This window comes from Paenibacillus sp. WC2504, from assembly GCF_052682475.1.
In genome coordinates this window covers 4,777,682-4,795,056 of record NZ_JBQZFH010000001.1, presented here as the reverse complement: position 1 = coordinate 4,795,056, position 17,375 = coordinate 4,777,682, and the positions used below count along the sequence as shown (strand labels likewise).

Here is a 17,375-nt window from a genome sequence, read left to right as displayed (position 1 = left end):
ACTATAATAAAGGCAGGTAAGTATTCCACATGATTAATGTTAATAACGTGACACTTCGTTACGGCAAAAGAGCGCTTTTCGAAGATGCGAATATTAAATTTACTCCAGGTAACTGTTACGGTCTAATCGGCGCGAACGGTGCAGGTAAATCCACATTTCTGAAAATTCTCTCCGGTGAAATTGAGCCGAACACAGGCGAAGTATCGATCACGCCAGGAGAGAGAATGGCTGTTCTGAAACAAAACCATTACGAGTTTGACGAAATCGAAGTTTTGAAAACCGTTGTAATGGGGCATGCTCGTTTGTTCAAAATCATGGAAGAGAAGGATGCGCTCTACGCGAAAGCGGATTTCTCTGAAGAAGATGGTATGAGAGCTGCTGAGTTGGAAGGCGAGTTCCAGGATCTGGACGGTTGGCAGGCCGAATCCGATGCCGCAGAACTACTAATTGGTCTAGGCATCCCAACTTCCTTACATGATACAAAAATGAAAGACCTCGACGGCAATGAGAAGGTTCGTGTTCTCTTGGCGCAAGCGCTGTTCGGCAATCCGAACATTTTGCTGCTCGATGAGCCTACCAACCATTTGAACTTAGAGTCGATTCGTTGGCTGGAGAACTTCCTTGCTCGTTTTGAAGGCACCGTTATCGTTGTATCCCATGATCGTCACTTCCTGAACCAAGTATGTACACACATTGCGGATATTGATTTTGGTAAAATTCAAATGTATGTCGGGAACTATGATTTCTGGTACGAGTCCAGTCAACTTGCTCTACGCTTAGCTAGAGATGCGAATAAGAAAACGGAAGAAAAACGTAAAGAGTTGGAAGCCTTTATCGCTCGATTCAGCGCGAATGCATCCAAATCCAAGCAAGCGACTTCCCGTAAAAAGCAACTTGAGAAGCTTACACTTGAAGATATTCGTCCTTCCAGCCGTAAATATCCGTTCATTCACTTCAAAGGTGAGCGCGAAGCTGGTAAACAATTGTTGGCTGTTGAAAGCATCTCCAAAACAATTGATGGCGTAAAAGTATTGAATAATGTAACGTTTACGCTGAACAAAGGGGATAAAGTGGCTTTTGTCGGTCCGGACGGTATTGCCAAAACAACGCTTTTCAAAATCCTGATGGGCGAAATGGAAGCAGATGAAGGTACATTCTCATGGGGGGTAACGACTTCCCAAGCTTATTTCCCAAAAGACAGCCAAGATTACTTTAACTCCGAACTGAACTTGGTGGATTGGCTTCGTCAATACTCCAAAGACCCGGATGAATCATTCCTTCGCGGATTCTTAGGACGTATGTTGTTCTCTGGTGAGGAAGCTTTGAAGAAAGCTAACGTTCTATCCGGGGGCGAAAAAGTACGCTGCATGTTCTCCAAAATGATGCTTAGCGGTGCGAATGTTCTCATTCTTGATGAGCCTACGAACCACTTGGATTTGGAGTCCATCACAGCGCTCAATAACGGACTTGTTGATTTCGACGGTACGATGTTGTTCGTTTCCCATGACCATCAGTTCATTCAAACGATTGCTAATCGTGTAATGGAAATCACACCGAAAGGTCTCATCGACAAAATGCTTACGTATGATGAATACCTGGATAGTGAAGATGTGAAAAAACAACGCGAAGCTCAATACGCGTAAGACCAAATGAAAAGCGCCCTGATGTTTGACTCTCAGGGCGCTTTTACCTACATAGCTCTAGCTTCCGCCAGTACGACGGCGTTGATTATTTACTTTTTTCGTCATTTGACTTTTGGCACTTTGGTTCGTATTGCCCGCTTGTTTAGGGTTTGCACGTGCTGCGGCTTGATCCGCTTTCTTCTGAGCTAACTTTTGTTTGATTGCATCGGCTAGGCTTACTTTCTTAGGACCTTGTTGTTCGTCCAGCTGATCTTGTGGCTTGTCTGACATAGAAACACCTTCTTTACCGTGATATGTTAATAGTATAATCGAATCAAACAAAAGATGAAAGAAGGTGTGAACGATGTTTGACCCAACGATCTATGACAACATTAAGGTGGTTCTGGAAGGAGCCGTCTACGACTTGGATTTGGATGGCAAAATTATCATCACACGGCGGGAAGATCTTGTGGATCTTTCTTCCATGTCCCGAACGTATGCGATTGAGTTTGCAAGAAAGATTGATAAGCCGAGCAAAGCGGAAATCAATTTGCATGTTCATTTAAGTGATTTGGCTGCTGAAATTTTAGAGAACCCTACAGCTAAACCGGGATGTACGCTTACGATTAAGCTTTTCACGAAAGTTAAGAACCCGGATTTGGAATGTAAGCATATTGAAGAACAGTTAGGCCTAATATGGGAGCATCGTCCACAAATCACACAACTTCTTTCATACAAATATGGTATTTTTCCAGTGGTTTATCATAATCAAATTACACTTTCATTCGGCAGAAAAATCGATGAGAGCCATTTGGATGATTTCCCTCATCTTATCGGTTATGCGGCTGACAGTTTGGCTTGGTTAGATGAACGAGGAGGTTAGCATGAGGGAATTGTCTCAACAAGAATTGTTAGAGATCGTTAACAGGCAGGAGGAGTCCTTTGCTGTATTTTTGTACACGCCGTTTTGTGGAACATGTAAAGTGACTGAACGTATGTTGGAGATCATTATGACCATGCAGCCTTCTTTGCCGCTTTATAAGAGCAATATTAATTTTCTGCCGCAAATTAGCCGTGAATGGCAAGTGACCAGCGTGCCGTGCATCGCTATTTTTGAACAGGGACAGGACAAACAACTGATTTACCGCATGCAGTCAGTGGATGAGCTATATCGCAAACTGCTGCCATTGAGCAGCAAGTAACTATAGGAGATGATAAGAATGAGCAGCTTTCAATTAGGAGATCACGTCATTGCTGAGTATAAGACTGGGGTTTATTATGGGGAAGTAGTGGAAATGTCGAGTACGATGAAAGCGGCAGTACGCATCTTGGCTGTAAAAGAACATCCAACACAAGGGGACTTGCATAATCCTATGGACCCAAGCGTCGCATTTTTTCATCAAAGACGGGCTTTATCGTATCAGGAGATTGCTTTAATGCCAATTTCAACGATACGTTCATATGCGGGTGCAATTCCCGATTATCAAGTATCACTGGAGAGAGCGCTAATGGCTCAAATCTCTAAGCTGTCGGAAATGGAAGCATGGGCTAGGCGCTCTCTTCAGGAGCTTAGTCAACTGCAGAAAGAATATTTCCCAAAGTCGAATTAAGAAACTTCTAAATACAATTTTGTGCCGTCGTTATACTTGAAAATAGCGACATCACCAATGATCTCGATCAGCGAGATCATTTTTAATTTGCGACGAAATTCGAAATGAAGTTCAAACTCCTTAAGCTTACTGGACAACAATTCCATATGTGAACTGCGATGTGTGAAATTAAGCACGGGAATGGATTTGTTTTTGAATTTAATGGTAACTGCTTGCATGTCAAGCCCTCCTTCACGTCTTCCATCTGGAAAAAGTACCAGCTGGTCTACATATTTAGGATACATTTCAAATGTTAAGTATGTTTGAGACAAACTATTAAAAAAGTTTTAGCATCTTATTATATGTAAAGAATAGCGAGAGAGGGCTAGTTCCCAAAGAATCTTTTGAAATTAATCGGGTTACCCGTCTGCATTTGACTCATTTGAGCGATAGATTGGCGGTTGCGGGGAAAGATAAGCACAATTATAATAAGAAAGATTGTAATCAAACAAGTTTTGGGGGGATTTAGATGACAGCAGGAAAACCAATCAGAATCGGGATTATCGGTTCCGGAAACATCGGAAATGTACATATGGAAGTGATGAAAAAAGTGCCGGAGGCAGAAATTGCCGCGGTAACGGATGTGTACTTACCACTCGCAGAGGCTAGAGCCAAGCAATATAACATTGAGCGGGTATATGAGAGTTCGGACAAGCTGCTCGCTGATCCAAGCATTGATGCAGTAGTTATTGCTGTATCCAATGAGTGGCATGCGCCTTTAGCCATTCAAGCTTTAGAGGCAGGTAAACATGTCATGCTGGAGAAGCCTATGGCGCTTAATCTCGAATCGGCTAGACAAATTGTAGAAGCAGAGCGCAAGGCAGGCAAAGTGCTGATGATTCCACATCAGCTGCGTTGGGAAGTCCTTTCACAGGCTGTCAAACAACAGGTTGATAAAGGCGCGTTAGGCCATATTTATCATGCCAAAGCAGGCTGGATGAGACGTAAAGGGATTCCGGGCTGGGGAACTTGGTTTACACAGATGGGTAAATCCGGCGGCGGTCCGTTAATTGATCTAGGTGTACATATGTTAGATCTATCCCTCTATTTGATGGGGAATCCGAAACCGGTTTCGGTATATGGGGCAACCTATGCGGAATTTGGTCCACGCAAAAAAGGGATTGGCTCTTGGGGGACACCGAACTGGGAAGGGCAATATGATGTAGAAGATTTGGCTACAGCGTTGATTAAACTCGATAATGGTGCAACCCTATCGCTTGATGTCAGCTGGGCCGCGCTCATCGAAACGGATAGCCAGCCTTACGTGCAACTGCTTGGTTCCGAAGGAGGCGCTTCAATTCGCGGCAATAAAGGGAAGCTACTAGCAGAAATGTTTGATCGCGAAGCGGATGTGGATCTGACTGTGCCTGAGCTGGACGAAGGACCTCGTGTGCGGATGCTGAGACATTTCCTATCGTGTATCGAAACCGGTCAACAACCAATTACCTCTGTGATGACAGGTTATACGAATAATTTAATTCTAGATGCGATTTACCAATCCTCACAAACCGGCAATGAAGTTAAATTGAATTGGGACATCGAGTAGACAGGGGCTGCAGCAAGTGAATTGGGAGTTATTTAGCATCATCGGGACAATCGCTTTCGCAGTCAGTGGAGCGATTGTTGCGATGGAAGAGGAATATGATATTCTAGGGGTCTATGTTCTTGGGCTCGTAACGGCATTCGGCGGTGGTGTCATTCGAAATTTGCTGATTGGCAAACCCGTCGTTTTGCTGTGGGAGCAAGGGTTATATTTTCAAATCGCCTTATTTGCTATGACTTTAGTTTTCTTGATGCCTGTCAAATACATTCGGGTATGGAAGACGTGGGAAGCTTTCTTTGATGCTATCGGATTGGCAGCCTTCTCTATACAAGGTGCGTTCTATGCAACGAATATGGGGCATCCTTTAAGTGCTGTCATTGTGGCTGCAGTGTTAACGGGGATTGGCGGCGGAATGGTTCGAGACGTACTGGCTGGCCGAAAGCCGCTTGTACTGAAGGACGAAATCTATGCCGTATGGGGCATGCTGGCCGGTGCGTTGGTCGGTTTGGGCTGGTCGCAAGGAGCTTGGCAGATATCCGTGCTTTTTGCACTTATCGTCATTTTGAGAATGTTATCCGTATTTTATAAATGGAAGCTGCCTAAACGTTCCTTGCGCAATGCGATCGTGGGATCAACGCGTAGATCAGACTCATAGCCTACCGCTAAAGACCTGGATGAATTTTTGAAAATCGAGATGAGGAAAGAGGTGAGTTACAATGGAACAGGAAGCATCATTCCTTAACCAACAAAAGATTTCTGCTGAAACGATGGCCGCACGTATTGTTCCTGTTAAAGAATTGCTTCAAACGGAATTGGATCTGTACGAAGTATCCAAAGATGCAGAGACAGGTGAGCATTACCTTCATTATGCTTACATGCACCGTGATTTTACGAATACCGGTGAGCCGGAGTCGTTTCATTATTTGCTGCCGATTGACAGCGACGATGTGCTCGGAATGATTTTTGGGGAGCAGGGCTATGCGTATCCGGAGTTTTGGCGTAAAGCTTTTTTGCGCAACGGACCGGAAGGTTTCTACATCTGGTTCGACCCCACGCATGAAGAGGAACAGTCAGAGGATGAAGCTATCGCTGCGGATTTGCTAAACAAGCTGAGAGCTTTTAAAGAAAATGGTTCGGCCGATCCGGATGCGGTTCGAAAATTGCTCGAAGAATTGGATGAAACTCGTAAAAAAGAAGACTAGGACGTTGTAAAGCCTGCTTGCCAATGAATCAATTGGTGGCGGGCTTTATTTATTATTTAGTAAAAATGGGGATAAATGACCATATTAAAGTTAATCGTTATTTTTCAGGAAGGAGGATGAAATCATGAGTATAGAGGCTTATCAGTTCGCTAATTTGGGAGCGCATGAGGATCTGCTGGAAGATCTTCGCAGGCTTGAATCCCGGATGAGGGAACAATTGGGATATGAAATCTCCTTAATTGCTTACACACCGGAAAAGAAGGACATCAGCAAGAAATAAAGAAAGAAGGGGGAGCTTTTATATGAAAAAAACGTTGATCCAACTTACACTTTCGATCGTGTTAGTAAGCACAGCCGCTGGCTGTACCGCCGCAAGCCCGAACAATCATGCAGGAGCAAGTTCTTCAAATCCGAATGCTGGCTCATGGGATACGAGTCTCAGGAACAATGAGAATTCTTCACTAGGAGCTAAAAGTGTCAATCAATCCCCGCTGCCATCGATGCGACCGTCTACGATTGACAACATTAAAGCGCACACGAATACACATTTGACGATGAACCGTGATTTGGCAGATGGTATTATTCAAGCGGCTCACCTCGGAAACACAGCTGTTGCATTTACGGATAACAACATTTATATTGCGGTAGATATGGGCGGGATGCAAGCCATGGGTGCCGATAATGACGGCATGAAAATGCTTAGTAAAACAAACGACCCGGAAACCGGGGCTGGGTTGTTCGGTTCGGGAGCCGGAGCTCAGATGGATTGGCTCTCGGCCAAGCCTTTGCCGGCAGAAAGCGCCAAAGCCATAAGGAGTTTGCTGACTCGGATTTATCCGGAAGCGAATATTTTCATTTCTACGAACCCGCATTTCGTGAACCGCATGATGTATTATGATGCTCAGCAGCAAAACAACAAACATATGGATACGTATCTCAACGAATTTAACACCATGATCCAATATGCTTTCCCAAGCTATTCTACCGGCCAAAGAAATACGCTGCCTTAAAATAAAACTTTGCGCAAAAGATTCACACATCTCCCTCAGCCTCCTGCTGAGGGTTTTGTCATAGTTTCCGGATTATCCAATTAGAAAAAAAGGAGTATGACGATGATTGGGCTGAAGGCTGTGATCGATCGGCATGAGCATGACACGTCAAAATTCAAAAATGAGCAATAAATTTAAAGTTCGAGCGTACTGTAGTTCACGGCAATGTGATTACGTACATCCGGATGATGTCGTACAAGCCATTAATGGTGAAACCTCTTATGCGTTGGCACAGATGTATAACGAGTTGCCATCCAAGCCTGGCTGCCCCAAATGTGGAGAAGCGATGGCATTCTACTCATATTCGGTTATCGAACAACCGTGGCTGCCTTGAAAGGCTTGACAACGTTAGCTTTCCTGATAAATAGTAAGAGAACAAAGGAATCAGGAGAGGAACATTAGAGAATATGTTAACAGAAGCTATACCTCAAGAAATCCGTGAGCACTTGGAACAAAAGAGAGCACAGACGAAAGCGACCGCAGAGGATGCGAAATTAATCGGGGCAGCTGCCTTTGAGGCGCCTCGGGAAGACATTTTGATCGATAGTGTTATTGCGCTTTTTTTGGGTAAAAATGTACTGCTCAAAGGCCCGACAGGTTCAGGAAAAACGAAGCTTGCCGAACATGTTTCGGCGATTTTTAATCAACCGATGCATGCCGTGAATTGTTCAACGGATTTGGATGCCGAAGCTTTACTGGGGTTTAAAACGTTGTCCCATGACGAGCAGGGCCGTTCACAGATTGTTTTTATCCCTGGACCGATCATGAAAGCAATGACGAAGGGACATTTTCTATACATAGACGAAATTAATATGGCGAAACCGGAGACCTTGTCACTCATCAATGGTGTTCTGGATTATCGGAGATCGATTACGAATCCATTCACCGGCGAAGTTATCACCGCTCACCCTGATTTCAGAGTGGTTGCTGCCATTAATGAAGGCTATATGGGAACCGTGCCATTGAACGAAGCATTGAAAAACAGGTTTGTGACCGTGGATATTCCCTATTTGCAAGGGGAAGCGTTGTACAAGCTTTTGAAAAGCAAGTCTGTTTTGCGTGACGACAAGCAATTGAGAACTTATGTGCAGCTGTCGGCTGATTTATTAACCTTAATCGAGATGGGGCAGCTGCCTGATGAAGCAGGGTCGATCCGAGCATTGCTCGATGCTTGTGATCTTACGGCTTATATTCCGCCGATGCGAGCAGTGGCGAGAGCGATTGCTGATAAATTGGAGGATGAAAGGGAACGTGCTGCCGTGATCAATGCGGCTGAAACGTTATTTTAAGCTATGTTTGTAGGAAAAATAAGTATGCTTGAGGATAAAATCGACGCTATGCTGCAAATGCAGTTGGTGGATTTAGCCCGCATGTTCACAAAACGCAAGGAGCTTGAGGTGGAAGCCGCATTTCATGCTGATTATGAAGAAAGTTCGGCCCGTATGACCGTCAGCCAGTTCTGGTGGGATTATCCGCCACTGGATAAAGCTGCGGGGATGAAAAGCGACGTCTACCTCCGAGGCATAGGTACAGCGTGGTTTACCAGCGCAGAGGCTGTAAAGTCCTACCTCATGGGTAGTCAGCAAACTCCCTTTCCCAAGCTGGCGAACTCGCTTTTTGCATTATGCGAAGATATGCGCTTGGAACGTATTTGCCGTGCGCGCAGACCGGGGACGACACGTGTATTCGCGGTGCGGCACCGTATTTATGGAGCATATTTCGGCCATAAATTGCGTGCGCACTTGAGCAAAGGTGAATTGGCCGATGCCGTACTTTTATTGATTTACGGTTGGTTTACCGGAGCGGAGTGGAGCGCTGCGGAAAGCGTGGGATTGAAGGCGCGGCTCACACCGTTATATCCGATTCTAGAAGGCATCGAGGAAGCCGAACATACGGCGCAAGTAGCTGCTGGCTGTGAGGACATGATGGACGCGTTAGCTTATTGGCTGGATAGAGATGCGAGTTCCAGCTATTTCTGGATGCAGCCGGGGGGCGGCGTGGCGGAGCCGCTGCCCGCAGGGTATCAAGGCGAGCTGAAGCGCGCTAAGCGGCTCGCCAACGATGATGTGCTCCCCGAGCAGGAAGGGGAGAGTCAATTACCGGGCCAGGAGCGCTTGCCGACCTGGCACCGTGAAAGCAGCGACCGCAGCCCGGGGCTGCTGCGGTTCGAGCTGGAGCGCGGCTCACGCACGTCCGCGCTCGGTTCTGCGCCCCGCGAGGGCGACGCCGCCGATCAGGCGCTCGCCATCGCCCAGGGGCGCTCGCTGCGCGCCCAGCGCACCGGCGCCGCCTCCGGCGAGCGGCGCGGGCAGGCTGCCGTGCCCGCTGCCGCGGGGCACGGAGAGGGCGAAGTCGCCGCGTTCGCGACGGCGACTTGGCTGGCGCCTGAGCGGCCAACTGCTGCGCAGGAGGCCGCCTTCAGGCGCCTGAGCGAGCGCGCAGCGCCGCTCGCGAAGCCCTTGCAGCGTGCGATTCGGCGCACGCTGGAGCAGAAGCGGATCGCCCCGCGCGGCGATCGGCTGTTCGGGCGGCTCGATAAGCGGCTGACGCGAGCCTTCACGCAAGAGATGCCGCGCCTCTTCTATAAGAAGCGCGCGCCGGTCCCGCAGCTCGACGCCGCATTCGCGCTGCTTGTCGACTGCTCTGCATCCATGTATGACAAAATGGACGAAACCAAACTGGGACTCGTGTTATTTCACGAGACCCTCCAGTCCTTGCGAATTCCCCACGAAATCGTGGGATTCTGGGAGGACGCGGACCGCGTGACGGAGCACGAAGCGCCCAACCTGTTCCAGGTTGCCGTGGACTTCGGCTCTTCGCTGGCTCCGGGAAGCGGTGCGGCTCTCATGCAGCTGGAGCCGCAGCAGGACAATCGCGACGGCTTCGCGATCCGCTGCTTGACAGAGCGCTTGCTGCGGCGTGCTGAGCGGCAGCGCATCCTCTTGGTTTTCTCGGATGGAGAGCCGTCTGCAGCGAATTATAACGACGTAGGCATCCTGGATACCTACGAGGCTGTAATGAGAGCACGCAGGCTGGGGATTGAGGTCATCTCCATCTTTCTAGCGAGCGGCGGAACCGTCCATGAAACCGAACGTGCCGCCATGCGCAACATGTATGGGCGGAGCAGCATTGTTGTGCCTCGGGTGGAGGAATTAACTGAGCAGCTTGTACCGATTTTACGCAAACTTTTGCTGAAATCTATCTTTTAATGTCGAAATCCTATACAATAGATCAGGGTATTTGCACAGGATAACTGGTTAAATACCCTGTTTATGCCATTCTTGTTATGTTTACTTACATACATAGCCATTTGTTATAAGTTTACTTCCGTTGGGAAAACATTAAGGGGGAAATCATTTCATGTACGGTGCACCATTATCAAACAAAGCAAAGAAAATCATGCTGTTGGGATCAGGAGAGCTCGGGAAGGAAGTTGTCATCGAAGCACAGCGTCTAGGGATTGAGACCATTGCCGTGGATCGTTACGCGCATGCTCCAGCTATGCAAGTCGCGCATCGCAGCCATGTGATCAATATGTTAGATGGGGAACAGCTTAGAGCATTGATCGAGCAAGAGCGGCCGGATCTCATCGTACCTGAAATTGAAGCCATTGCCACACCTGTTCTTGTTGAACTTGAGAAAGAAGGTTACCGAGTAATCCCAACAGCAACAGCCTCTCGATTAACGATGGACCGGGAGGGCATTCGCCGTCTTGCTTCCGAAACGTTAGAACTGAGAACTGCCAAGTATGCTTTTGCCAACAGCCTTGAAGAGCTGCATGCTGCAGTGGCGGAAATCGGTACGCCTTGCGTCATTAAGCCGATCATGAGCTCCTCGGGTAAAGGTCAAAGTGTGTGCCGCACGCCTGAAAATGTGGAACAATCGTGGAACATTGCCATGGAGGGTGGACGTGCTAAGAACGCTCGCGTCATTGTTGAAGAATTCATTCATTTTGAGTCTGAAATCACGCTGCTGACTGTTCGCTCTGTTTCCGGAACTACCTATTGTGAGCCAATCGGACACATCCAAAAAGACGGGGACTACATCGAATCCTGGCAGCCGCACGCCATGACGGAGCAGCAAATTCTAGATGCTCAGCATATGGCCAAAACGATTACTGACGCACTTGGCGGCTACGGCCTCTATGGCGTTGAACTATTTTTGACCAAAGATGGCGTGTACTTCAGTGAGGTATCGCCTCGTCCGCATGACACGGGCATGGTTACCATGGCTACACAAGATTTGAGTGAATTTGCTCTGCACGCGAGAGCGATTCTAGGATTTCCGATTACGGGCATTCGCTTATTAACGCCAGGGGCAAGCTACACGCTCAAGGCAGATCGCGAGCAAGTGGAATATACAATCAGCGGGCTAGAAGAAGCGTTGTCCGTTCCGAATACGCAAGTTCGCGTCTTTGGCAAGCCGGAGACGAAAGTCGGCCGCCGCATGGCGGTTGCGCTCAGCAGCGGGGAATCCGTAGAGGAAGCGCGCAGTTTGGCGAAACAAGCCGCAGGCAAGCTTAAGTTGAACTACGAATAAGAAATCATACATGATCAGCCATCAGGAGGAAACGACATGGAAGCTAAACCAGCAAGACTCTCCCGAACCGTGTTGACCGAAATTATTTTGCCTGCTGACACCAATTATCATAATACCGTGTTTGGCGGACGTGTGATGCAGTACATCGACAAAGTTGCAACAATCGCTTCTATGCGTCATTCGCGCAGGGGAGTTGTCACTGCTTCAAGCGATAGCTTGGACTTTTATGCGCCTGTTAAGCTTGGTGAGGCTATTCAATTAGAGGCGTTCGTCACCTGGACGCACCGAAGCTCCATGGAAGTATTCGTGAAAATTGAATCGGAAAACCTGTTGACCGGTGAAAAAAAGCGCACAGCCAATTCCTATTTAACTTTCGTCGCCCTAGATGAGTATGGCCAGCCTGTTGCGGTTCCGGGCATTATTCCTGAGACGGAAGAGGAGAAACGACTTTTCGAGACTGCTGAGATGCGATATGCCGCACGCAAGCTTCGGAAAGAGGAGCGAAATTTACAACTGTAGTCGACATCGACATCGGCATCGAGCAGATCCCTTATGGGGTCTGCTTTTTTTATAGTAAATAACGGACCATAGTTCCTTTCAGTATCCAGCTTCTTCTAGTAAAGTGGAGAATTCGTGCGAAAAGGATTATTATGGAAGATATAAGTGTTTCTAGACGCCAAAGGAGCTCATAATGAAAATAAGGATATTTCGATCTTTGATCTTCGCCATTATTTTAGTTATTGTGTACTATGCCTTTCAAATGTTGAGGGGCGTCTATTTGACTTGGAAATACGTGCCGGACATTGTTGATTCGTATACTGCTATTGATCCCTTCGGAAGTCATCAAGTTGCTTTTGGGGTTAAAGCTGCACCATTTGAAGTGGTGCTTGAAGTTATCATTATCATGGTTATTGGTGTTATTGCCTACTTCTCCGGAAGCTATGTAACAAAGAAAATAAGAAACCCTTGAAACCAGCCATCCCCAATAGCGTATTAGAAATAAATCGGTTTTATTTTTAACTTAATCTATTCGGAGGTAATCTCATAATGAATGCACATGAAATTGATTATCGTATTTTAGGCAATGAAATGCAGTACGTAGAAATTGAACTGGACCCAGGTGAAAGCGTCGTAGCGGAAGCTGGCAGCATGATGATGATGGATCAGAACATCCAGATGGAGACGATCTTTGGGGATGGCAGCAGCGATAATAAAGGGTTCATGGGCAAGCTTCTGGGAGCGGGCAAACGTTTATTGACCGGCGAGAGCTTGTTTATGACTGTGTTCACGAACCAAAGCCGTGGAGGTAAAGAGCAAGTTAGTTTTGCAGCGCCTTATCCCGGTAAAATTATCCCGATGGACTTGTCGATGCTGGGGGGACGGCTCATTTGTCAAAAAGATTCTTTCCTTTGCGCAGCGAAAGGCGTTTCCGTTGGCATTGCGTTTCAGCGTAAGTTGGGAGCTGGTTTCTTCGGAGGCGAAGGCTTTATTATGCAGAAAATTGAAGGCGATGGCTTGGCTTTTGTTCATGCCGGCGGTTCGATTTGCGAACGCGTACTTCGTCCTGGTGAAGTCATTCGCGTAGATACGGGGTGCTTGGTTGCCATGACGCAGGATGTGGATTATGACATCGAGATGGTGAAAGGTGTGAAAACGGCGCTATTTGGTGGTGAAGGCTTATTCTTCGCAACGCTTCGCGGTCCTGGGCGTGTATGGATTCAATCCTTGCCATTCAGCAGGCTGGCAGATCGTATGGCATCGGCATCAAGAGCAGGCGGGAGGAAAGAAGAGGGAAGTATCTTAGGCGGTTTAGGCAATTTATTGGATGGGGACGGAAGATAAGTTTCATTCGTCCGCACAAAGAAAGCCCGGCAGCGAATATAACATTCGCTCCGGGCTTTTTTGTGACCTTCTTACTTGGCTCCGCCTTCTGCGAGGATTGTTTCCCAGATTGCGCCTTTACCGTACAATTCTTTATTGACTTTATCCCAACCGCCAAGATATTCGATGTTGAATACGCCGGCAGGTGTTGTATAGTTTTTCTCGTATTGCTTCGCAACTTCCGGAAGTACGGAGCGGAAGCCTTTATCGGCAAATACTTTTTGAGCATCTGGGCTCCATAGGTATTCGAGGAATGCCTGAACCGCTTCACGGTTTCCATGTTTATCTACGTTTTTATCAATGAGTGCAACTGGGTTTTCAATCGTTGTTGTGTATTGCGGGATAACTTCCACATATTTTTTACCGGATTGAATGCGGGAAATGAGCTCATTTTCATAAGTGACGATGGCATCGCCTACGCCTTTGTCAAAAGTCGCAAGGGAATCGGCGCCGCTTTTATCAAGCACTTTGATGTTTTTGTAGACTTTGGCCAAATAATCCTTAGCGAACGCAGGATCTTTTTTGCCAGCCGCTTCAGAAGTTTTCAATCCAGCCCCATAGATGGCGTTAATGTCCCATTTGGCTCCACCGGACGTGCTTGGATTCGGGATCAACACTTCCACGCCTGGTTTCGTTAAGTCAGTCCAGTCTTTGATGCCTTTTGGATTGCCTTCACGAACTCCGATTGCCGCGATAGAAGCTGTAATGTTGCCTTTATAGGGGTTGTTTTTCCAGTCATGCGTGATCAAGCCTTTTTCTACGATTTTTTGGATGTCTCCTTCAAGGGAAAGAGGGGCGATATCCGCTTCAAAACCTTGGATAATGGCGGTAGCTTGCGAACCGGATGCCACATAGGATTCTTGGAATTCTACGGTTTGGCCGGTTTTCTTTTTCCACTCTTCTTTAAATTTCGGCAAAATGACGTCAAAAGAATCTTTAAGAATGGAATAAGCGCCAATCGTGATCGTTACTTTTTCGGCTTTAGGTGCCGAGCTTGCCGCTGTTGTAGCTGCAGCTGTTGCCGCGGCCGATGGAGCGGGTGTGCTGGCCGATTTCGTACCTGTACCGCATGCCGTAAGTGCGATACTTGCAGTGAATAATGCAGCAGTGATAAGACCTAGTGATTTGAATTTTTTCATGATTTACAACTCCCCTTCATGTGTAAGCTTATTTTATATAAAAACAGGCAGCGGATCTTGTTTAGCCTGATTTTCAATGACGATATTTTCGGTTTTGGTGAAGACGGATATTTGATGGATCAAAATATTCACTTCATCGTCTGGTTGATAAATTTTTTCTTTTACGGATTGATAAGCGAATAGCTTAATTGCGCCTGTATCGATTTCTAGATACCAGGAATCCCCGCGGAAGTGGACATGCGTCACTTTCCCTTTCTCTCCAGCTGTTGCCAGATGACTCACGTCATGGGGGCGAACCTCAATAGCTTCCGGTCGAATCAACACATTTACATCCGGCAGCCATTTGCCGTCTTGTTGGACCTCATCTAAATAAGGGAATCCGACTAGAGGCGTATATTGTGAAATAACATTAGATTCACCGATAAAAGAAGCTACAAATGAGGATGCCGGCTTCGTATAAATTTCCCAAGGACTGCCTTGCTGCTCGATTTTCCCTCCCTGAACAAGAATAATTTCATCAGCAACTTCAATGGCTTCATCTTGGTCATGAGTGACGAAGAGGGTCGTGACTTTAAATTCATCAATCAGGTTACGCAGCCAGATGCGCAGTTCTTTACGAATCTTGGCGTCGATGGCGGCAAAAGGTTCATCCAACAGCAGCAATTGAGGTTCCGGAGCCAATGCTCTAGCGAAAGCCACCCGTTGACGTTGTCCACCGGAAAGCTGGTGCGGGTATTTGCGTTCATTTCCGGCAAGCCCCATTAAATTAAGCAGATAGGTCACTCGGTCATGAATGAATTCCTTCGGCTTTTTGAGAACCTTGAGGCCGTAAGCGACATTGTCAAAAACGGTCATATGTTTAAAGAGAGCATAGCTTTGAAAAACGAAGCCAATTCCTCTTTCTTGAACAGGGAGATGTGTAGCAAGCTTCCCGTCGAAATAAATGTCGCCTGTCGTCGGGCTCTCGAGTCCTGACAACATGCGCAGAATGGACGTTTTACCGCCGCCGCTGGGACCGATTAAACCAACGAGATGCCCTTTCGTTATGCTGAAATTAACATCTTTAATGGCATGAAAGGCTCCGAAATTTTTATTTAAGTTTTTAACTTCGATATGCATACAGGGTTCCTCCTTAATGGCTGCTTACTTTTTCGCTTCTTCTTTTCAACCACTCGAGTGTTAACAAAATAGTAATCGAGATGAGTCCGAGCACAAATGCGACACTGTTCGCTGCAACGAGCTGGAACTGCTCGGCATCTTGATACACGAGTGTAGTAGCTGTCTGCGTTTGGTTGATGATATTGCCTGAGACAACTAAGATAGAGCCGAATTCTCCAAGCGATCTTGCAATGGTTAAAATGAGACCGTAAACGACGCCCCAGCGAATACCTGGCCATGTGATTTGAAAGAAGGTACGCCATGGACCAGCGCCAAGCGTAGCTGAAGCTTCTTCGGATTGGGTACCGATTTCTTCAAGCAATGGAACGACTTCACGAACCATAAGAGGAAATGTAATGAACATCGTAGCAAGAATCATACCGGGAATAGCGTACACAATTTTCATGTTATGATCTTCCAAGAATGCGCCTAATGCCGTGTTTGGCCCGAAAAGCAAGATAACCATTAAACCGACGATAACCGGTGATACGGCAAAAGGTAAATCAATCAGAGCATTGATGACTGGTTTCAGCCAGCGGGAGATCCAGGAACCTCTAACGATTTCTAGCGAAACGTAAACACCAACAATTGTATTTAGAACAGTAACGATAAGGACAATAATGAAAGAGATTTTCAAAGCGTGCAGAGCTTCAGGTCTTACAAGTGCATTAATAAAGGATTGTGGACCTTCTTCAAAAGCGCCAAAGGTAATGCCCAGGAACGGCAGCATAATTAATAGAAAAATGACAAGAAACGAAATGCTGATCAAAATTTTTCTCATGCCAGGCGCCCCTTTCCACGTGTCAATACATTGATGATCCATAGAATGAGGAGTGACAATGTAAGGAGCACAAGAGAAATAGCGGCTGCGCCTTCGGGATTATAGTTCTGCGTCTCACCGTATATATAGACCGAAGCAACCATCGTTTTCCCCGGTAAATTTCCGGAAATCAGTGAAATGGCGCCAAACTCGGCTAGTGATCGAGAAAAGGCAAGCATGCTGCCGGCAAGAATACCCGGTACAATAGCTGGAAAAACAATTCGGCAGAAGGTATAGAACCTGCTGGCGCCGAGTGTGAAGCTGGCTTGTTCTTCGGCGGGATCAATTTGCTCTAGCAAAGGCTGGACGGTTCGAATTACGAAAGGGAATGTGACGAATACCAAACCGATCACAATGGCTGTCTGATTGTAGAGCAGCTTAATGCCGGCGTGATCGAGCCAGACGCCCAGCGGACTAGAGGGTCCAAGCAAGGTTAGAAACATGAGTCCAGCCACGGAGGTTGGCAACGAGAAGGGAAGGTCGACCATACTGTTCAAAATGCTCTTGCCTCGGAATGTATATCTTACAAGAACATAAGCAATGATGGTGCCTACTATTGCCTGAATAATCGTTGATACAATACTGAGTTTGACTGTTAGTAAAATGGACTTCCAGGCTAGTGGTCCTGTTACTTCTTGCCAAAAGGGCTCCCAACCTAAGGAAAAACCTTTGAAATAGATGGAGCCAATCGGGATGAGCAGTAGCACAATCAGATAGCCAATAAGCACAGATCGAACCGTAGCTTTAAACACCTTGTTAATCACATTACACCA

At 46.8% G+C, this 17,375-nt stretch carries 22 protein-coding genes; 16 read left to right on the top strand and 6 right to left on the bottom strand.

Translation table 11 applies throughout. From position 1 onward, the window contains the following. Positions 1–29: 29 nt before the first annotated feature. A complete protein-coding gene (locus tag ACUN27_RS21705; RefSeq protein WP_127451758.1) occupies positions 30–1,643 on the top strand; it encodes an ABC-F family ATP-binding cassette domain-containing protein in 1,614 nt (537 codons plus the stop codon). Positions 1,644–1,700: 57 nt separating this feature from the next. On the opposite strand, the gene ACUN27_RS21700 is transcribed toward ACUN27_RS21705, so the two are convergent. Further along, complete coding sequence (locus ACUN27_RS21700) at positions 1,701–1,889, bottom strand: hypothetical protein (RefSeq protein WP_379174432.1); 189 nt, start codon at positions 1,887–1,889, stop codon at positions 1,701–1,703. Between the two features lie 97 nt (positions 1,890–1,986). Between ACUN27_RS21700 and ACUN27_RS21695 the strand changes: the two genes are divergently transcribed. The 3 genes from ACUN27_RS21695 to kapB are packed head-to-tail and all read left to right on the top strand — an operon-like array spanning position 1,987 to position 3,232. Continuing rightward, positions 1,987–2,505, top strand: a complete 519-nt coding sequence (locus ACUN27_RS21695) for a hypothetical protein (RefSeq protein WP_315949610.1) — start codon at positions 1,987–1,989, stop codon at positions 2,503–2,505. 1 nt (position 2,506) lies between these two features. Next, a complete protein-coding gene (locus ACUN27_RS21690; protein ID WP_315949611.1) occupies positions 2,507–2,824 on the top strand; it encodes a thioredoxin family protein in 318 nt (105 codons plus the stop codon). An 18-nt stretch (positions 2,825–2,842) separates the two neighbouring features. After that, on the top strand, positions 2,843–3,232 hold the full coding sequence (kapB, locus tag ACUN27_RS21685) for a sporulation phosphorelay system protein KapB (RefSeq protein ID WP_315949612.1): 390 nt from the start codon (positions 2,843–2,845) through the stop codon (positions 3,230–3,232). Here the strand turns inward: kapB and ACUN27_RS21680 are convergent. After that, positions 3,229–3,450, bottom strand: coding sequence for a hypothetical protein (locus tag ACUN27_RS21680; RefSeq protein ID WP_127451768.1), 222 nt, complete (start codon positions 3,448–3,450; stop codon positions 3,229–3,231). The genes kapB and ACUN27_RS21680 overlap by 4 nt on opposite strands. A 290-nt stretch (positions 3,451–3,740) precedes the next feature. Here ACUN27_RS21680 and ACUN27_RS21675 point away from each other — a divergent pair, with 290 nt between their 5' ends. From ACUN27_RS21675 to ACUN27_RS21620, 12 genes are all read left to right on the top strand, one after another. After that, positions 3,741–4,817 carry a Gfo/Idh/MocA family protein gene (locus tag ACUN27_RS21675; protein ID WP_315949613.1) on the top strand — a complete coding sequence of 359 codons (1,077 nt, stop codon included), beginning with the start codon at positions 3,741–3,743 and terminating at the stop codon, positions 4,815–4,817. 16 nt (positions 4,818–4,833) lie between these two features. Beyond that, positions 4,834–5,469, top strand: coding sequence for a trimeric intracellular cation channel family protein (locus tag ACUN27_RS21670; protein ID WP_127451772.1), 636 nt, complete (start codon positions 4,834–4,836; stop codon positions 5,467–5,469). Between the two features lie 61 nt (positions 5,470–5,530). Continuing rightward, positions 5,531–6,016, top strand: coding sequence for a hypothetical protein (locus tag ACUN27_RS21665; RefSeq protein ID WP_445559587.1), 486 nt, complete (start codon positions 5,531–5,533; stop codon positions 6,014–6,016). Positions 6,017–6,140: 124 nt separating this feature from the next. After that, positions 6,141–6,296 carry a hypothetical protein gene (locus ACUN27_RS21660; protein WP_315949615.1) on the top strand — a complete coding sequence of 52 codons (156 nt, stop codon included), beginning with the start codon at positions 6,141–6,143 and terminating at the stop codon, positions 6,294–6,296. A gap of 22 nt (positions 6,297–6,318) precedes the next feature. Continuing rightward, positions 6,319–7,026 (top strand): hypothetical protein, encoded by a 708-nt coding sequence (locus ACUN27_RS21655; RefSeq protein WP_315949616.1) that lies wholly within the window; start codon positions 6,319–6,321, stop codon positions 7,024–7,026. Between the two features lie 160 nt (positions 7,027–7,186). After that, the gene (locus ACUN27_RS21650; RefSeq protein ID WP_445559586.1) at positions 7,187–7,399 is read left to right on the top strand and encodes a hypothetical protein; all 213 of its coding nucleotides are present in this window, start codon (positions 7,187–7,189) and stop codon (positions 7,397–7,399) included. A 73-nt stretch (positions 7,400–7,472) separates the two neighbouring features. Then, entirely contained in the window at positions 7,473–8,354 is an 882-nt protein-coding gene (locus ACUN27_RS21645; RefSeq protein WP_315949618.1) for a MoxR family ATPase, read from the top strand. A 24-nt stretch (positions 8,355–8,378) separates the two neighbouring features. Next, a complete protein-coding gene (locus ACUN27_RS21640) occupies positions 8,379–10,274 on the top strand; it encodes a cobaltochelatase CobT-related protein (RefSeq protein ID WP_445559585.1) in 1,896 nt (631 codons plus the stop codon). Positions 10,275–10,425: 151 nt separating this feature from the next. Continuing rightward, the gene (gene purT / locus ACUN27_RS21635; RefSeq protein ID WP_445559584.1) at positions 10,426–11,604 is read left to right on the top strand and encodes a formate-dependent phosphoribosylglycinamide formyltransferase; all 1,179 of its coding nucleotides are present in this window, start codon (positions 10,426–10,428) and stop codon (positions 11,602–11,604) included. Positions 11,605–11,640: 36 nt separating this feature from the next. Then, positions 11,641–12,123, top strand: a complete 483-nt coding sequence (locus ACUN27_RS21630) for an acyl-CoA thioesterase (RefSeq protein ID WP_157324791.1) — start codon at positions 11,641–11,643, stop codon at positions 12,121–12,123. Positions 12,124–12,295: 172 nt separating this feature from the next. Beyond that, a complete protein-coding gene (locus tag ACUN27_RS21625; protein WP_445559583.1) occupies positions 12,296–12,574 on the top strand; it encodes a hypothetical protein in 279 nt (92 codons plus the stop codon). Between the two features lie 77 nt (positions 12,575–12,651). Continuing rightward, complete coding sequence (locus ACUN27_RS21620; protein WP_326060724.1) at positions 12,652–13,446, top strand: TIGR00266 family protein; 795 nt, start codon at positions 12,652–12,654, stop codon at positions 13,444–13,446. 71 nt (positions 13,447–13,517) lie between these two features. Here ACUN27_RS21620 and ACUN27_RS21615 read toward each other — a convergent pair whose 3' ends face one another. From ACUN27_RS21615 to cysT, 4 genes are read right to left on the bottom strand one after another with little or no spacing between them, the layout of a single operon-like run. Then, positions 13,518–14,624: a sulfate ABC transporter substrate-binding protein gene (locus ACUN27_RS21615; RefSeq protein ID WP_326060723.1), complete on the bottom strand. Its 1,107-nt coding sequence runs from the start codon at positions 14,622–14,624 to the stop codon at positions 13,518–13,520. Positions 14,625–14,657: 33 nt separating this feature from the next. After that, the gene (locus tag ACUN27_RS21610; protein ID WP_445559582.1) at positions 14,658–15,743 is read right to left on the bottom strand and encodes an ABC transporter ATP-binding protein; all 1,086 of its coding nucleotides are present in this window, start codon (positions 15,741–15,743) and stop codon (positions 14,658–14,660) included. Positions 15,744–15,756: 13 nt separating this feature from the next. After that, positions 15,757–16,563, bottom strand: coding sequence for a sulfate ABC transporter permease subunit (locus tag ACUN27_RS21605; protein WP_315949625.1), 807 nt, complete (start codon positions 16,561–16,563; stop codon positions 15,757–15,759). After that, positions 16,560–17,366, bottom strand: coding sequence for a sulfate ABC transporter permease subunit CysT (gene cysT, locus ACUN27_RS21600; protein WP_315949626.1), 807 nt, complete (start codon positions 17,364–17,366; stop codon positions 16,560–16,562). The genes ACUN27_RS21605 and cysT overlap by 4 nt, the downstream gene beginning before the upstream one ends. Between the last annotated feature and the right edge of the window lie 9 nt (positions 17,367–17,375).

Excerpts from the sequence above, each read along its gene's own strand:
- ACUN27_RS21605 (WP_315949625.1), bottom strand. The coding sequence starts at position 16,563 with ATGAGAAAAATTTTGATCAGCATTTCGTTTCTTGTCATTTTTCTATTA.
- ACUN27_RS21640 (WP_445559585.1), top strand. The coding sequence starts at position 8,379 with ATGCTTGAGGATAAAATCGACGCTATGCTGCAAATGCAGTTGGTGGAT.
- ACUN27_RS21625 (WP_445559583.1), top strand. The coding sequence starts at position 12,296 with ATGAAAATAAGGATATTTCGATCTTTGATCTTCGCCATTATTTTAGTT.
- ACUN27_RS21620 (WP_326060724.1), top strand. The coding sequence starts at position 12,652 with ATGAATGCACATGAAATTGATTATCGTATTTTAGGCAATGAAATGCAG.
- ACUN27_RS21675 (WP_315949613.1), top strand. The coding sequence starts at position 3,741 with ATGACAGCAGGAAAACCAATCAGAATCGGGATTATCGGTTCCGGAAAC.
- purT (WP_445559584.1), top strand. The coding sequence starts at position 10,426 with ATGTACGGTGCACCATTATCAAACAAAGCAAAGAAAATCATGCTGTTG.
- ACUN27_RS21705 (WP_127451758.1), top strand. The coding sequence starts at position 30 with ATGATTAATGTTAATAACGTGACACTTCGTTACGGCAAAAGAGCGCTT.
- ACUN27_RS21650 (WP_445559586.1), top strand. The coding sequence starts at position 7,187 with ATGAGCAATAAATTTAAAGTTCGAGCGTACTGTAGTTCACGGCAATGT.
- ACUN27_RS21660 (WP_315949615.1), top strand. The coding sequence starts at position 6,141 with ATGAGTATAGAGGCTTATCAGTTCGCTAATTTGGGAGCGCATGAGGAT.
- ACUN27_RS21680 (WP_127451768.1), bottom strand. The coding sequence starts at position 3,450 with ATGCAAGCAGTTACCATTAAATTCAAAAACAAATCCATTCCCGTGCTT.
- ACUN27_RS21690 (WP_315949611.1), top strand. The coding sequence starts at position 2,507 with ATGAGGGAATTGTCTCAACAAGAATTGTTAGAGATCGTTAACAGGCAG.
- ACUN27_RS21695 (WP_315949610.1), top strand. The coding sequence starts at position 1,987 with ATGTTTGACCCAACGATCTATGACAACATTAAGGTGGTTCTGGAAGGA.
- ACUN27_RS21630 (WP_157324791.1), top strand. The coding sequence starts at position 11,641 with ATGGAAGCTAAACCAGCAAGACTCTCCCGAACCGTGTTGACCGAAATT.
- ACUN27_RS21610 (WP_445559582.1), bottom strand. The coding sequence starts at position 15,743 with ATGCATATCGAAGTTAAAAACTTAAATAAAAATTTCGGAGCCTTTCAT.
- kapB (WP_315949612.1), top strand. The coding sequence starts at position 2,843 with ATGAGCAGCTTTCAATTAGGAGATCACGTCATTGCTGAGTATAAGACT.
- ACUN27_RS21665 (WP_445559587.1), top strand. The coding sequence starts at position 5,531 with ATGGAACAGGAAGCATCATTCCTTAACCAACAAAAGATTTCTGCTGAA.
- ACUN27_RS21615 (WP_326060723.1), bottom strand. The coding sequence starts at position 14,624 with ATGAAAAAATTCAAATCACTAGGTCTTATCACTGCTGCATTATTCACT.
- ACUN27_RS21645 (WP_315949618.1), top strand. The coding sequence starts at position 7,473 with ATGTTAACAGAAGCTATACCTCAAGAAATCCGTGAGCACTTGGAACAA.
- ACUN27_RS21655 (WP_315949616.1), top strand. The coding sequence starts at position 6,319 with ATGAAAAAAACGTTGATCCAACTTACACTTTCGATCGTGTTAGTAAGC.